Origin of the sequence: Cytobacillus sp. Bva_UNVM-123, from assembly GCF_046351715.2 — a bacterium.
Taxonomy (GTDB): Bacteria; Bacillota; Bacilli; order Bacillales; family Cytobacillaceae; genus Cytobacillus.
In genome coordinates this window covers 4,131,860-4,147,079 of the sequence record NZ_CM177772.1, presented here as the reverse complement: position 1 = coordinate 4,147,079, position 15,220 = coordinate 4,131,860, and the positions used below count along the sequence as shown (strand labels likewise).

Annotated in this window: 17 protein-coding genes; 11 read left to right on the top strand and 6 right to left on the bottom strand. The window is 36.9% G+C overall.

Annotated elements, in window-relative coordinates:
- Positions 1–17 precede the first annotated feature (17 nt).
- Positions 18–1,034 (bottom strand): DUF1646 family protein, encoded by a 1,017-nt coding sequence (locus KDN24_RS21300; RefSeq protein ID WP_409974227.1) that lies wholly within the window; start codon positions 1,032–1,034, stop codon positions 18–20.
- 307 nt (positions 1,035–1,341) lie between these two features.
- A complete protein-coding gene (locus KDN24_RS21295; protein WP_409974228.1) occupies positions 1,342–1,923 on the bottom strand; it encodes a hypothetical protein in 582 nt (193 codons plus the stop codon).
- Positions 1,924–2,120: 197 nt separating this feature from the next.
- On the opposite strand from KDN24_RS21295, the gene KDN24_RS21290 reads away from it, so the two are divergent.
- Complete coding sequence (locus KDN24_RS21290; RefSeq protein WP_409974229.1) at positions 2,121–2,678, top strand: DUF5366 family protein; 558 nt, start codon at positions 2,121–2,123, stop codon at positions 2,676–2,678.
- Positions 2,679–2,779: 101 nt separating this feature from the next.
- Here the strand turns inward: KDN24_RS21290 and KDN24_RS21285 are convergent, their stop codons facing one another.
- Positions 2,780–4,654 (bottom strand): transglycosylase domain-containing protein, encoded by a 1,875-nt coding sequence (locus tag KDN24_RS21285; protein ID WP_409974230.1) that lies wholly within the window; start codon positions 4,652–4,654, stop codon positions 2,780–2,782.
- Positions 4,655–4,799: 145 nt separating this feature from the next.
- On the opposite strand from KDN24_RS21285, the gene kapD reads away from it, so the two are divergent.
- A complete protein-coding gene (gene kapD / locus KDN24_RS21280; protein ID WP_409974231.1) occupies positions 4,800–5,420 on the top strand; it encodes a 3'-5' exonuclease KapD in 621 nt (206 codons plus the stop codon).
- 41 nt (positions 5,421–5,461) lie between these two features.
- On the opposite strand, the gene kapB is transcribed toward kapD, so the two are convergent.
- Positions 5,462–5,842, bottom strand: coding sequence for a kinase-associated lipoprotein KapB (gene kapB, locus KDN24_RS21275; RefSeq protein ID WP_409974232.1), 381 nt, complete (start codon positions 5,840–5,842; stop codon positions 5,462–5,464).
- A 239-nt stretch (positions 5,843–6,081) separates the two neighbouring features.
- Between kapB and KDN24_RS21270 the strand changes: the two genes are divergently transcribed.
- From KDN24_RS21270 to KDN24_RS21260, 3 genes are all read left to right on the top strand, one after another.
- Entirely contained in the window at positions 6,082–6,753 is a 672-nt protein-coding gene (locus tag KDN24_RS21270; RefSeq protein WP_409974233.1) for a peptidylprolyl isomerase, read from the top strand.
- A 96-nt stretch (positions 6,754–6,849) separates the two neighbouring features.
- Entirely contained in the window at positions 6,850–7,062 is a 213-nt protein-coding gene (locus KDN24_RS21265) for a hypothetical protein (protein WP_409974234.1), read from the top strand.
- 1,049 nt (positions 7,063–8,111) lie between these two features.
- Entirely contained in the window at positions 8,112–8,642 is a 531-nt protein-coding gene (locus KDN24_RS21260) for a superoxide dismutase family protein (protein ID WP_409974235.1), read from the top strand.
- A 92-nt stretch (positions 8,643–8,734) separates the two neighbouring features.
- Here the strand turns inward: KDN24_RS21260 and KDN24_RS21255 are convergent, their stop codons facing one another.
- Positions 8,735–9,904 (bottom strand): MalY/PatB family protein, encoded by a 1,170-nt coding sequence (locus tag KDN24_RS21255; RefSeq protein ID WP_409974236.1) that lies wholly within the window; start codon positions 9,902–9,904, stop codon positions 8,735–8,737.
- Between the two features lie 60 nt (positions 9,905–9,964).
- On the opposite strand from KDN24_RS21255, the gene KDN24_RS21250 reads away from it, so the two are divergent.
- On the top strand, positions 9,965–10,249 hold the full coding sequence (locus tag KDN24_RS21250; protein ID WP_409974237.1) for a DUF1871 family protein: 285 nt from the start codon (positions 9,965–9,967) through the stop codon (positions 10,247–10,249).
- Positions 10,250–10,288: 39 nt separating this feature from the next.
- On the opposite strand, the gene KDN24_RS21245 is transcribed toward KDN24_RS21250, so the two are convergent.
- Positions 10,289–11,119, bottom strand: coding sequence for an alpha/beta fold hydrolase (locus KDN24_RS21245; RefSeq protein ID WP_409974238.1), 831 nt, complete (start codon positions 11,117–11,119; stop codon positions 10,289–10,291).
- A gap of 206 nt (positions 11,120–11,325) precedes the next feature.
- Here KDN24_RS21245 and yugI point away from each other — a divergent pair, with 206 nt between their 5' ends.
- From yugI to KDN24_RS21220, 5 genes are all read left to right on the top strand, one after another.
- Entirely contained in the window at positions 11,326–11,727 is a 402-nt protein-coding gene (gene yugI / locus KDN24_RS21240; RefSeq protein WP_409974239.1) for a S1 domain-containing post-transcriptional regulator GSP13, read from the top strand.
- A 151-nt stretch (positions 11,728–11,878) separates the two neighbouring features.
- A complete protein-coding gene (locus KDN24_RS21235) occupies positions 11,879–13,219 on the top strand; it encodes an acetyl-CoA carboxylase biotin carboxylase subunit (protein WP_409974240.1) in 1,341 nt (446 codons plus the stop codon).
- A gap of 169 nt (positions 13,220–13,388) precedes the next feature.
- Positions 13,389–13,721, top strand: a complete 333-nt coding sequence (locus tag KDN24_RS21230; RefSeq protein ID WP_409974241.1) for an XdhC family protein — start codon at positions 13,389–13,391, stop codon at positions 13,719–13,721.
- 18 nt (positions 13,722–13,739) lie between these two features.
- Entirely contained in the window at positions 13,740–14,561 is an 822-nt protein-coding gene (locus KDN24_RS21225; RefSeq protein ID WP_409974242.1) for an XdhC family protein, read from the top strand.
- Position 14,562: 1 nt separating this feature from the next.
- Positions 14,563–15,213 (top strand): nucleotidyltransferase family protein, encoded by a 651-nt coding sequence (locus KDN24_RS21220; RefSeq protein WP_409974243.1) that lies wholly within the window; start codon positions 14,563–14,565, stop codon positions 15,211–15,213.
- Positions 15,214–15,220: the final 7 nt, after the last annotated feature.

Sequence of the window (15,220 nt, the reverse complement as noted above, 5' to 3'; positions counted from 1 at the left end):
TCAAATGATTGTACGGCTTAGCCAACAACAAGAATGACAATGAAATATGCTACCATCGTAATTAGACCAATCGGAACGCCAAAACGCGCCCATTCCTTGCTTGTAATATTCAATTTTCCGGCAGCAATGATGTTTGGTATATTTCCTGGAATTAGCATACCACCGCTAATCAGCAAACCAAGTAAAATCGCCTTAATTGTAGGAGGCTCCATGGCAGGACTAATTTCTGCGGCTGCAAGTGTAGCATTATCAAGAATAGCAGAAATCATATTTATCCAATAAAGTACTAATGGGCTAAGATCGAGTAAATATCTTTCGATAAACGGTTCAAAGCCAGCTCCTAACAATGTTAATCCCATTACAAATAAATAAATCTTCACAGCTCGTACAAAGATTTCTTTATAGCTTTCTTTTTCAAGGCCAGCTGTTAAGCCTTTCTGATCTTCTTTTGGTTTAATTAAAATGACTGTAAGTGCCCCGAAAATAAGGATAGCAGGAATAACATCTGAACCGATGAGTTTAAGCAAATAAAAAAAGCTTTCATTTAATTTGCTGATTGCAATTGTTGAGAGTGGTTCACCAATAGGAGTTAACGCTGCCCCAAGTCCTATTGAAAAACAGGCAAGTACGACAAGACGAACTTCAGACTTTCGATCAAGGCGAATAACACTAACAATAACGACGAGAACGATTGCTGCAATAATCGCTGTAATGACACTGGAAATGATTCCGAGAATGATAACAATAAGTGCTAAAAACAAACGGAAAGGCATGGCTTTGCTGACAGTCAGTATGCCTTTTTCAATCGGGGTTTGTCCCCATCTAAATAATAATCCTGCAATAAGGACTGCCAATGTAATATGTATCGGATCTTCAAGAGCTTTGAAAAATAATGCTCCATCTAGGACTTGGCTAATCGTTGCAGCTACGAGACCCATAATAAATAAAAATAGTTCTAAGTTATGTTCTACTTGCTTTACTGTGAATGGTAAAAATAACACAAGAAGTAAAACTATCGTCAGCCCAATAATCATTATTATCCAGATCCTTTACACTTTTTTTCATTATACCATGATTAGTGAATATTTCTTCAATTGATTTTAGCTTAAACCTATTTCATAAGACTATTATTAAATAGGTAGGAAGGCGTTAAAAATCAAGAAAAAACTTTCAAAAAATTTTTTTAAGCAATTAGAAAAACTGGGCATTCGCCAAGTTCTTTCGGCAAATGCCCTAGCTTTTCTTACGCGGTATTATAAACGCTAATTTTATTTGAACTTTATTTTTTACTTTAATACGTTAATAAGCTTAAACTTTCCAATTAGCCAAAAAAAGGGTGAGTTATGCCTCACCCTTAAGATTATATTGATAAGTAGTAGATACCGTGCTTCTCCCTTTATTATGAAAAATCATAATAAGGACTGGTACGATAATAATTAGTGAAAGAAGCAGCATGATGACGATTTGCGTGCCTACAGTTGACTGTTTTTTAAGATCAAACTTGTATAAATCGAAGAATTCTTTTACTTCTTCATTTAAAAATACGTGGCTTGCAGTTAAAAACTCTTTGTTGTCTAAGTCATAGTAATAGAAAGCTGTTGTTTTAAAAGTAAATATCTGATCACGGATCTCATTGAATTCGACAAAGCCGACTGCTATTTGAGAAGTATATTCCTTGACAACCTCCTCTTTAGTCTCTGTTTTTGGGGTAATGACCTTTACAATTGTTCCTGTAAAATGAAAGCCATCAACTAAAGATACAGACCCTTTGTCAAAGTAGTGTTCGGACGATTCAAGCTGCTCATCTAATGCTGTCAAGAATGCAGTTCTGTTTTCTGTCTCCATACTTGCTTGAATCAGTTTGGTTTGGGTCGTTAGTGCGAGAATGATACAGAAAACAAAACTCATGATTAGTTTTCTCATAGTTTTCCCCTTTCCATGTTTTCTTCGCTACAATACAGATTTTATGTTATTCATTGTGATGATAGAATAAATGGGTATAAATCCAAGTTTAACACATTTTTGGAAAAAATAGTGATTAAATGATCGGTGTTGTCTATTTCTGCTAATTCCGTAATAATGGAGAAGTTGAATAAAGTTGTGAAACGGATGGAGTAAAAATGAAAAATACATATTTTACGAGTTATTTTCCACTGCTTTCGATCATATTATTTAGTCTTTCCCTTGCGATTAGAACCGAGAAAATGATCCTCGAATTACTAACAAGTACTGGAATCTATGGAGGAATGTTAGAGTTTTTCTCGGAGGGTGGAATAAAGCTGTCATTGTTAGTGCTACTTCTTGTGTTATTTTTTATGGTTTTTGCTGCTCTAAAGCTGATAGCTAATACGATTAATGAGTTATCACTTTTATTCTTTTCGAAGGATTCTGAAGGAGAAAGCTTGAAGCTCATTCGAAATGGTGCAGTCATTTATTTTATTGGAAGCGGCCTGTCATTAATTAGCTTGAACAGTTTTATTGGAATTGGTTTTACTTTTGCTGCTGCAACGATCATTTATTTTATGTATTTTGTTTATAAGATAAGCTCGTCGCTTTCGATAATCGGTTTGATTGGACTCATATTTTTTCAAGTCATGATTTGGTGTTCTTTAATTTCGAGTGTTGTATTTTTAGCAGTGAAGGTTTATAACAGTTTCATGGCAAGCTTGCCTTTATAATGCTAACAGACAGATATTTTTGAAGAATATAAGAATAGCGAAGGAGCTATGTGTAAAAAACGGTCAAAAAGAAACTTATTTTGACCGTTTTCTCTTTCTAACTATTCATTTCCCGACATGATATACTTCCAAATCTGCTGCTGAGGGGCAGCGTTTTCAATATATTTTAAGTTTTGTGGTTGATCTTTGCCGATCCAAACACCTGCAGTATATTGGTCGGTTAAGCCAATAAACCAGTAGTCTTGGTACTCATTTGTCGTCCCAGTTTTTCCACCTGCCCTTTGGTTAGGAATATATGCTTTTTTGGCTGTACCAGACTGAACCGTTTTTCTTAATAGTTGATTCATTTTATCTGTCGTTGCCTTGCTCCACACTTGAGTTGGGCTTTCATTCCAGCTATAGAGGACCTCACCGCTTCGAGTGGTGACTTTTTTTATTGCTCTTGAATGCTGGTAATTGCCACCGTTTGCGAAAACTGTGTAGGCAGATGTTAATTCAAGTGGTGATACTCCGGTGGAAAATCCGCCGATTGCGGCAGGCAATACATAGTCTGATTTTGAAACTTTGGCAAATTGGAAGTTTGCTAAATCTTTAAATCCATTTTCGATTCCGATAATATCTAGTAATCGTACAGCGGGTGTATTGTATGAGTAAATAAATGCTCTTTCAAGACTAACCATTCCATACGTAGCTCCACCGTAATTTTGTGGACAATATCCGTTTTTACAAAAATAACCGGCACTAATTGTTTTCTCGAGTGACACATTCGTCCTTTCTAAATAAGGTGCATATACGAGGAGCGGCTTAATGGCTGAACCTGGCTGGCGGTATGCTTGAAAGCCTCTATTAAAGTCATATTTTTTATATTGCTTTCCACCTATAAGAGCGACAATCTGATGGGTTTCGTGATTAATTACGACTGCTGCTCCTTCAATATCTTTATATGGCAGCTTTACATCCACTGCATATTTTGCTTTTTTTTGAATGGTTGGCTGAAGAGCTGTATCGATAATGATTCCAGAAGAGATAACTTCTTCCACTCTTTTCTGCAGCTTCGCTTCAAGCTCCTTCCTTTCAGTTTCATCCGCTAATGTTCTTCGCAATTCAGTAAAACCCTCTTGCTCTGCAATGAGTTCCTTTAGCTCATCCTCAACATATGTTACATAGTCAGGAAATCGATCAATGCGTTCTTTTATCTTTAAAGTGATCGGCTCTGATTTGATTTGTTCAGCTTCTTCTATCGTCATATATTTATGTTGGGTAAGCTGATCAATTAGTCTTTCCTGTCGTTTTTTTGTCTGTTCAAAATGGTTAAGTGGATCATAAAGTGTTGGATTATTAGGAATAGAAGCTAAAAAAGCAAGCTGGGCTTTAGAAAGCTCGTTCGTGTGTTGTTGAAAATAAAATTGAGCTGCTGCCTCAATACCATATGCACCATTCTGAAAATAAATGGCGTTAATATAAAGGTCTAGAATTTCTTCCTTAGAATATTTTCGTTCAATCTCATAGGCATACAAGACTTCAGTTAGCTTTCGATTATACGATTTTTCATTTGTTAAAAAAAGGTTTCTTGCAAGTTGCTGTGTAATTGTACTCGCACCTTGTTCAATATTATTCGATTTAAGATTGATGGCAAGTGCTCGACCTATGGATGTAATATCAAATCCAACGTGATCATAAAAATGTTTGTCTTCAGATAAAATGAAAAGCTTTTTAAGAAAAGATGGAATATCCTCGGAATTCAAACTAATCCGATTCACGGGTCGGTGAATTTCAGAAATAATTTCGCCATCGTCTGCTTTTATTAAGCTTGTTTGCGGCAAAGCAATTTCGTTCATTGTGATTTTTTCTTCTAGTACGTGATGAAAACTTTTTACTTTCTTCATTTCTGTTCCAGTCGTAAAAAGAATAGTTATGAGAACAGGGAGTAAAGCAGCAATGATGAAGTAGCCAGCAAATGTACGCAACTGCTTCACATTCCTTTCGTTTATAATAAATTCGCCTACATCTTTTTTTTCGGTTTGAGATGAAAAAGATTTAATTAAGCAGAAAAATTAAAATATTTCATGTTATAATATTAGTAAAAATGTGCGTCTATACCAACTGAAAGAAGGTGAAAAGATGGGGAAGGTTCAACGGTATTTATTTATTGATTTTGAATTTACGATGCCTGAAAAGGGTGGAAAATATAAGGGCTTTTTCCCAGAAATCATTGAAGCAGGCATTGTTTCTGTTGCAAATGATCAAATTTGTGAGCGCTTCTCTTCCTATATTTCTCCAGTTCATTTTCCTAAATTAACAGAACGGTGCAAGTCATTCCTTCATATTTCTCAAGATCAGGTGGATCAAGGTATTTCATTTATAGAGCTCGTCAAACAGTTAAAGGAGTTAAGTAGAAATGAGTTCTGTACGACCATTACTTGGGGAAATATGGATATGAAGGTGCTGCGCAATAATTGCCAACGATCCGGAGTCCCATTTCCTTTAATCGGAAATGAAGTCGACTTATCAATGGAATATAAACGTTTTTTTGGCGATCAAAATCAAACTGGCTTATGGAAGGCTGTTCAGGAATATGGGAAAGAAGGAACAGGCAAACATCATAGAGCTTTAGATGATGCAATGACAACCTATAATATTTTTAGACTAGTAGAAAAAGACAAGAGATACTTACAAAAGCCGGAGCCAACAACAATTGGAGAACGTGTCGATTTTTCTAAGTTCCTTAATAAGTTTGCTTAACAAGCCAAATCGACAACTCACCGATTTGGCTTGTTAGCATTTTAATGAAAATAGTCCTTCTCAAGCGATTCAATATTTTTTAAACTTAACTCTCCGAACTGAGATGGAGAATCATGCAAATCTTGCTTCATCTTCTCCAAAGCTGCTTTTAACGATTCTGTATAATCCGGAATCTCTTCCTCATACACATGAACCATTTTCTTCGGGATATTAGCTTGTTCTCGATATGCTAATGCTTTGCGCTCATGAAAAATCATCACGTCTGATTCTCTTGGGCTATGCAAGTCACCTTGCATCGGATGCTTTAATACACCAAGCACTCGCACTAAATAATGCTGAGGGCGAATATCTGTTACCTCTCCAATATATTTTCCAGTTTTATAAATGGCTGTCACTTTATCGCCTACTTTAAATTCTGCCATGAAAACCATCTCCTTCGCTTTTCATTGTTAAGCTCTTGGCGCTATCGATTCGATGCCACATGCCGCTCTGTCAGGAATGTTAAAAAAGCAACTTTCCTTTCATTTTGTTTTGTGCTTGTCGTTCCTTGAGCAAGTCGCCTTTGCTTTTAATCTTATTTTGGAAAAACGAAGTGCATTTGTCAAATAAATCATGTAATCTATTAGATAAAGAAACTTTTGGATTATGGAGGAATATGTAAATGAAACGAAGATTTTTTGCTCCATTACTGGCAGTTATTTTGCTGCTTTCTGCTTGTAGTACAAGCCCTAGTGAAAAGGCAGAAGTGGAGTATCCACAGTTAACAAATAAAGTTCAAAAAAATGAACAAGTTGTTGAAATGGAAACGTCTATGGGAACCATTAAAATAAAGCTATTCCCTGAATATGCACCAAAAGCAGTTGAAAATTTTATTACACATAGTAAAAATGGCTACTATGATGGAGTCATATTCCACCGAGTTATGAATGATTTTATGATACAAGGTGGGGACCCGGAAGGAACTGGCATGGGCGGTGAAAGTATTTATGGACAGCCATTTGAGGATGAATTTTCGGATAAACTCTTTCATATCCGAGGAGCATTATCGATGGCAAAGCCTGATCTGCCTGATTCTAATGGCAGTCAATTCTTTATTGTTCAAAATAGTCATTTAGATCCGGATTATAAAGGTGAGATGGAACAAGCTGGTTATCCAACTGAAATCATTGAGGCATATGAAAAAGGTGGTACACCATGGCTTGATCATAAACATACAGTATTCGGGCAAGTAATTGAAGGAATGGATATTGTCGATAAAATTGCAAGTGTTGAAATTGGGGCTATTAACAAGCCAGTTGAAGATGTTGTTATCAAAAAGATTAAAGTGAAGTAATTACTTTATTCATGTTGCAAATAGTTTGGATAGTTACAGCATTGTTGTTATAATGAATAAATGAACCACTGCGTATAGCAGAAAGGAAAGATTGTCATGCTACAATGGTTTGTACTATCTTTATTTTTATATTTTCCAGAGGATAAGTCAGAATATATTCCAGCAGCGATTAGTTTTACGATATTTTTCATTCTATGTGTAATAACCTTTCGCTTCATTTTGAAGATTTCTAAACGTCAAGAAGAAAAAGCGAAAGAGTTTGAAGCACAGCTAAAACAACAAATGAATAACAGTGGTGAGAACAGTTGATGTGAGGACTGTTCTTTTTTTTTGAAAGTATCGGAATTAGTATCTTTAAATTCTGTCTTTTGAACTCGCTGAAAAATGAGTAACGTGCTCATTGAGACTGTTCTTTCATCAAAATAGGATAGTAATGGTCTCAAAGAGTTAGGATGAGACCATTGCTTTAATAAAATGGGTTGTGCTGTGGTCTCAAAGTACATCATTGAGACGACAGCCACGGCGAAACAGGTTTAGTAGTGATCTCAAAGTGCTCGAATGAGACTCCCGTACCAACAAAACAATCATTTTCGGTAAAAGGTAGTCGGTTTTGATTCCCAAATGGTGTGAGTCTCATCGATTTTGGGAATCAGTAGTCGGTTTTGATTCCCGAATGGTGTGCGTCTCCTCGTTTTTGGGAATCAGTAGTCGATTTTGATTCCCGAATGGCGTGTGCCTCGTCATTTTCGGTAAAAGGTATGCAGGTTTAATTCCCGAACGGCGAGTGCTTCATCATTTTCGGGAAAAGGTAAGTAGTTTTGATTCCCGAACGGCGAGTTCCTCGTCATTATCGGTAAAAGGTATGCAGGTTTAATTCCCGAACGTCGGGTGCCTCGTCATTATCGGGAAAAGGTAAGCGGTTTTGATTCCTGAACGGCGTGTGCCTTGTCATTTTCGGTAAAAGGTAGTCGGTTTTGATTCCCGAATGGCGAGCGCCTCGTCATTATCGGGAAAAGGTAAGTGGTTTTGATTCCCGTACGTCGGGCGCCTCGTCATTTTTGGGAAAAGGTAAGCGGTTTTGATTCCCGAACGTCGAGTCCCTCGTCATTTTCGGGAATCAGTGGGAGAATCACGTATTTCTCGTAAATAGCGTGCACGAAGAGCTTTTCCAATTAACTAGAAAGTTTAAAATTGTAAAGCGCTAAAATAATATACAACTAGACCTCACATTAGGAAAGCTATAACATACGCCGAAAGAATTTGGCGAATGAAAGCTTTTCTAATTGTAAGTCCGCTTGTTTACTAAAGGATTCATTTGGAAATAATAATGATAAATGGCTGATGGAGGATTTATCATAATGAAAAAAGTTCGTATGCTTATTCTGTTGTTTTTTTTAGCAGGATGTGCAGAAGGAAATGTGACACATAAAGAGGTTGAAATGTTCAATCCTGACGGTGATTCTTTAGGAAAAATTAAGTTAGAGGAGCAGGCTTCAGGTGTAAAACTAAAAATTAATTTAAAAGGGCTGCCACCAGGCGAGCATGCTATGCATATTCATGAAAAGGGAACGTGTAAGCCGCCTGATTTTAAATCTGCGGGCAATCATTTTAACCCTGATGATAAAAAGCACGGTTTGTTGAATCCGAAAGGAGCCCATGCAGGGGACCTTCCTAACTTAATTGTGAAGGATAATGGCGATGTTAAAGTGGACATAATGGCCCCGAATGTGACATTGAAAAAAGGGAAGAAAAAATCATTGCTTACAAAAGATGGGACATCTATTGTCATTCATGAGGGTGCTGATGATGGGATGACACAGCCTGCTGGTGATTCAGGTGAACGGATTGCATGTGGATCTATTGCGAATGATAAGAAAAAGACGAAATAACTAGTTAGAAGAAATAGTAGAGGCTGTTTAATGGCTAAGTGCCAGCCAAACAGCCTCCTTTTCATCCCATCCGTGAAAAAACACTATTCGTTTTAAGAAAAGGCTTTTTTGAATCGCTCCAGTCCATCTAAAAGCAATTCTCGTGAGCAGGCAATATTCATGCGGACAAAGCCTTCGCCCCCAGGACCGTATTTCCCTCCAGGCTCTAAGGCAAGCTTGCCTTTTTCCAGTAAGGCTTTTTTGATTTCTTCATCACTGAGCTGAAGTTCTCGGCAATCTATCCAGATTAAATATGTTCCTTCGGGCTCAATAATAGATACGTTAGGGACATTTTCTTGAATAAATTCCTTTGTTATTCGGATATTTTCAGATAAATAGACTAATAGCTCTTCAAGCCAAGCTTCTCCATGTTCATTAGCTGCCTCCATTCCGATAATGCCGAAGGTTGATAATGAATAAAACCCTTGTTGTCGCTGAATCTTCTGGAAGGCTTTTCTTAATTTTTTATTTGGGATAATGACGGCAGAAGCCTGTAGCCCTGCTATGTTAAATGTTTTCGTCGGTGCAATACATGTAATGACAATATCTTTATATTTTTCATCCAAAGAAACTAATGGATGATGGCGATTAGGTTTATAAATTAAATCAGAATGAATTTCATCAGAGAGAATCAGGCAATCATATTGTTGGCACAGCTCTCCGATTTTTCTTAATTCTTCTTCGTTCCATACTCTACCTCCAGGATTATGAGGGTTGCAAAGAAGGAATAGTTTTACACCCTTTTTTAAATGATTCTCAAAATCCTCAAAGTCAATTTCATAACGATTATGACTTAGTTTTAATGGAGAATTTATAATTTTCCGGTCATTAATTTCGATCATTTCAAAAAAAGGAGCATAAACAGGTGATTGGAGCATAACGCTATCTCCAGGAGAAGTGTATGCCTTGATTGCGGTAGAAATCGAAGGCACAACTCCATAATCATAAAGAATCCAGTCTTCTTCAATTGTCCAATTGTGCATATTCTCTAACCATTGCTTAATGGCATTTGAAGTAGTGGTCGACAAATATGTATAGCCGAAAATCCCATGGTCCAATCGTTTTTGCAGAGCTTCCATTACTTCCTTTGGAGGCTGAAAGTCCATATCAGCGACCCACATTGGCAAAACATCATCTGCTCCGAAGATTTCCTTTGTTAATCCCCATTTAACAGATGAAGTATTTTCACGTTTAATAATTGGATGAAAATTGTATTGATTCATTTCATCTCCACCTTTTTCATTTTGTTAGATATATTTTATAATAAGTTGGAATAAAAAGTAATGGATAAAGGTAAAGGTGATTGCATGCAAACACAGCAAATAAATCTTCGCTTTGTAGATCTTATCAATAATTGGGATCCATTTGACATTGGTTCTGGTCATTATGATCTGGAAATTGCTGATATCGTTCAGGCTATTCATGCTCTTGATAATAAAGAAATTCTTGCTCGAAAAATTCAAGCCATCTTTGAATTTTCGTTCGAAGAAATCATTCCACTAGAAAAATGTAGCAAAATCGCAAATGAGCTTCTTACTATTAAAAATAATGGCATATGTACCCTTTAGGTTGAAGTGTCAATTGAAATGACTAATTTATAGAGCCTTTCAACCATTGCTTATAAATTCGTCGATATGGCTCATAACTTCCTCTGGTTTTTCCTCAGGAACTAAATGTCCCGTTTCATTTAAAATAATGAGACTTGAATTTTTCAAGTCCTTCGTTAATTGTTGTCCGATATGGAGCGGGACGACTTTATCATGCTCTCCCCAAATGAGTAAACTAGGTGTTTCAATTTCCTTTAGCCTTTCTATCGATAAATCTCCTTCCCAATCTCGAATCATTCGCGTTAAAGCATGAAAAATTTCCGCTTGTAAAAATGGCTCTAAATAGCCGTTCGCCATTTCTTGGTCAATCAAGGTTTGATTATAGACGACATTCTGTAAATTTCGCTCTAATCCTGAACGCTCCAAGTATCGCTTAACAAATAAATGGGAAAACGGAAAGTAACTTAGAAAAATGAGTGTTTGTTTTGATCTTTTTAAATATGCTGAGCTTGATAATAGAATTAATTTTTCGACTAGCTCTGGTCGAGAATGAGCGATGTTCAGCGCAATTTGTCCGCCCATAGAGTGGCCAATGATGGTAAAATGTTTGATTCCAAGCTTTTCAATAAGTTTGATGATGGTGTCGGCAAGATTTCTAATTGAGTAATGGAATCGTTTTGATTTCCCGCTTTTACCAAAGGGGGGCCAATCGATAGAAATAACATTGTAATGTTTTGTTAAATAGGGAATTAGGCGCCGAAAGCTAAAGGAGGAGGAAAGAAACCCATGTAGACAGATGATTGTTTCTTTCGTATTTTCATGCCCGTATAATTCATAGTAAATATTTATTTCGTTAATGCTCATTTGTCTTCCGAAGTTAGTTTGTATCATCTTACAAAGTCTCCCTAAAAATGTGAATAAGAATTTCCTTTATTTTACCCTAAATGATAAATAACACTCCAATTAACTTCAGTATGTACACAGCGATCAAAAACACCCTTGCTCAGTAGATATAGTTCACAATAGGTTATGTTTATGGTATAATTTTTAATTGCGAATAAAAGGGTATAAAATCAAATAAATTTAGGAGTGTTTCCATGTCAGAAAAAATTGAAGTAGGAAGTGTTATTACAGGAAAGGTTACGGGTGTACAGCCGTACGGTGCATTTGTTGCATTAGATGAAAATACTCAAGGGCTTGTTCATATTTCTGAAGTTACTCACGGATTTGTAAAAGATATTAATGAACACCTTAAAGTAGGAGATGAAGTACAAGTTAAAGTTTTATCTATTGATGAAGAAGCAGGAAAAATTGGATTATCTATTCGTGCTACAGTTGAAGCTCCTCCAACACCAGAAGTAAAAGCGAAAAAACCTCGTAAACGTCAAGCAGCTCCAATTAATATTGACAATGATTCTGCTCAAGGGTTCAATACACTTAAAGATAAGCTTCAAGAGTGGATTGACCAATCTCAACGTGATGATTTAATTAAAAAATAATAATCTTGATTTGAAACCAGGCTTAGCCTGGTTTTTTTTTTGAATAAGCTATGTTAACGGAAATGTTATACGTGCAGGAAATAACGGTACTTAAAGCGAAGTAGTCAAAGCGTAGCAATACGCTAAGACGAATGATAAGGGAGTTAAAGCAATGAGTTATTTTAAAAAGGTGCTAATTGCGAATAGGGGAGAAATTGCTAGAAGAATTATTCGGACGTGCCATAAGCTTGGGATTCCGACTGTTGCCGTCTATTCAGAAGCTGATGCAGAGTCACCTCATGTTAGTGAGGCGACAGAGGCTGTTTGTATTGGACCTGCACAGGCAAAATTGAGCTATCTTCATATTGAAAATATAATCCAGGCAGCGAAGGATATGAAGGCTGACGCCATTCATCCCGGATATGGATTTCTTTCTGAAAATCCAACATTTGCCCACAGATGTAAACAGGAAAACATCGTCTTTATCGGTCCTTCTGCGGAAACGATGAGCATTATGGGCAGCAAGCTTGAGGCTCGTAATCAAATGTTGAAGGCAGGAGTCAAAGTTGTACCTGGTTCGGAAAAAAGCATTGAGTCGGTTGAAGAAGCGATCATTATCGCGGATGGGCTAGGCTATCCTCTTATGCTAAAAGCAAGTGCAGGCGGCGGTGGAATCGGAATGCAGCTTGTTCAAAATCAAGAAGAATTAGTGAAAGCATTTGAAGGGACGAAGAAAAAAGCACTGTCATTTTTTAATGATGGTACAATGTTTTTGGAAAAGTGGATTTCGAAACCTCGCCATATTGAGGTGCAAATTGCTGCCGATTCCTTCGGAAATATGATTCATTTATTTGAACGAGAATGCTCCATTCAACGTCGAAATCAAAAGGTTGTTGAAGAAGGGCCATCGCCATTTCTTAATGAGACGCTAAGGGCTGAATTGTTTGAGGCAGCTATTCGGGGTGCAAAGCAAATTGGCTATACAAACTTAGGGACAATGGAGTTTATTTTTGATGAGCAGCAAAATTTTTACTTTCTAGAGATGAATACCCGTCTTCAAGTCGAACATCCAGTAACCGAACAACTGACTGGATTAGATTTAGTTGAGCTTCAGCTGCAAATCGCTGCTCAGGAAAAATTAGCGGTCAAGCAGCATGAAATAAATAAAACAGGACATGCAATTGAATGTAGACTATATGCAGAGGATCCGGTAACATTTTTCCCATCTCCAGGAGTTATTTCAAAACTAGTATTACCCGAAAAGGATGTAAGGCTGGATTTTGGCATTGCTGATGGCAGTGTCGTTTCACCCTTTTATGATCCAATGATTGGTAAGATTATTACGCATGGAGAAACCCGTCAGGCTGCCATTGCGAATATGCGACGTGTACTAGAAGAGATGAATATTGAAGGGATAAAAACGAATCTGCCATTGCTAAAACAAATTATGGAAGACTCCAGATTTAATCGCGGGGACTATACGACAGAATTTTTAGCGTCGAAAAAAAGTTGATTCTCGTAAGGCATGCCAATGTTGTATAGATATATAAAGAATTGCCGCAAAATTATTTATTTTCCTTCAACTGACATAATATTTCCTCGTATAAATGAATAAATGTATAGGGGCACCTTTTAATTAATCGAAAGGAGTCCCTATGTTTTTTTGTTTTAGGGGGGAGAAAATGAATGGGAATGATATCGTTTTCACAGCGATAGAGGAAACGAGGAAATCTGGTCGGAAATCTGCATTAGCAACTGTCGTAAGTGTAAAAGGATCAGCTTATCGACGTGAAGGGGCAAAAATGCTTGTGGATGAAAATGAAAGCATTATTGGCGTGATATCTGGTGGTTGTTTAGAGCCTGATGTAGTTTGCGAGGCGAAAGCGGTAATGGAATCGGGCTTACCTATATTAAAGACGTACGAACTTGATGAGGAGCTTGTTTGGGGTCTTGGACTTGGCTGTCCAGGAACAGTAAAAATATTTATTGAGCCAATCTTTCCTTTAGCAAAATAAAGATATAGGAGGGGGAATATGGATAAGCTGCCGCTGTTTGATATGTGGTTAAATCTTATTAAAGAAGAGCAAGAAAGTGTTCTTGCAACAGTCTTGCCGAATAGTCGCTCAGAGACGAGAACGAATCAAGCTCGACTTTTACTATCACGTGGAAATAATCCTCTTGGCGATCTTGGAGAAGAGAAAATTAATTTCCAAGTAACTGAAATAGCAATAAAGAAATTGCAAGAAGTAAACCCGAAGTCAGAAACATATATATTTACACTAGAAAACGGTAAAGAAATGAATATTTTTGTAGATGTGTATATTCCCCCATCAGAAATAATGATATTTGGTGCTGGACATGATGCCATACCAGTAGCGAAATATGCTGTTTCACTAGGTTTTAAGACTACTGTAGTTGATCAAAGACGGTCATATAATAATGAAGAAAGATTTCCGAACACCAATATACTCATTTTAAGTCCAGATGATTTTCATGATCAACTAAATATCGGACAAAGAACATATATTATCGTTATGAATCATCATTTTCAACGTGATATTGAAACATTGAAATTTGTATTGCCTTCTATCGCTCCCTATGTTGGGGTTCTTGGTCCACACTCTCGCCGCATAAGAATGCTAAAAGCAATTGAAAGTGAGGGTGTTGTTTTCAATGATGATGAATTAAAGAGAATGTATAGCCCAATAGGACTCGATATTGGTTCGGCTACATCAGAAGAAATCGCAATAAGTATCATGGCCGAAATCATTGCTAAGAAAAACGGGCATACTGCCGGCTTTTTAAGAGAGTCTGAACATATCCACCACCGAGGAAATACGAAAATGGTCGTATAAAATGAAAGAAACGAAAAAGACATCTTCCATATGTGCAATCATTCTTGCAGCTGGGACTTCTACTAGAATGGGAAAAGCGAAGCAGCTGCTTTTATTAAATGAGAAACCGCTTTTAGAACATGTCATTCAACATGCATTGGCGGTAGACTTCGCCGAAGTGATAACTGTCATTGGCTATAATGCTCAGCCAATACAAAATAAAATAGCTGTTGACGATCATCGCTTTCACTGGGTCATCAATCATGAATATGCTTTAGGGCTAAGTACCTCCTTGCAAGCAGGGATTTTGCATGTCAGTAAACATCATAATGGCATCATGGTTTTCCTCGGAGATCTCCCTTTCTTATTAAAGGAAACGGTTCAATCTATTTTTCTTGCAGGAAACGAAATGCTAATGAAAAGCGATAAAAGCTTTATGATTCAGCCAAGTTATCATGGGAAAAGCGGGCATCCGGTTTTTTTCGGAAATTTTGATCGCAACTTATTTATGGGCTTAAAAGGAGATATAGGTGCAAAAGCAGTCATAAAGAACATACCTAACCGCAAAATGATTGAAGTAAAGGATAAAGGCATTTTAACCGATATTGACACACCAGAAGCCTATGAAAAAGCGAAGCAATATTATGTTGATTATTTGAAAAGAACTCCTTAAATCCATT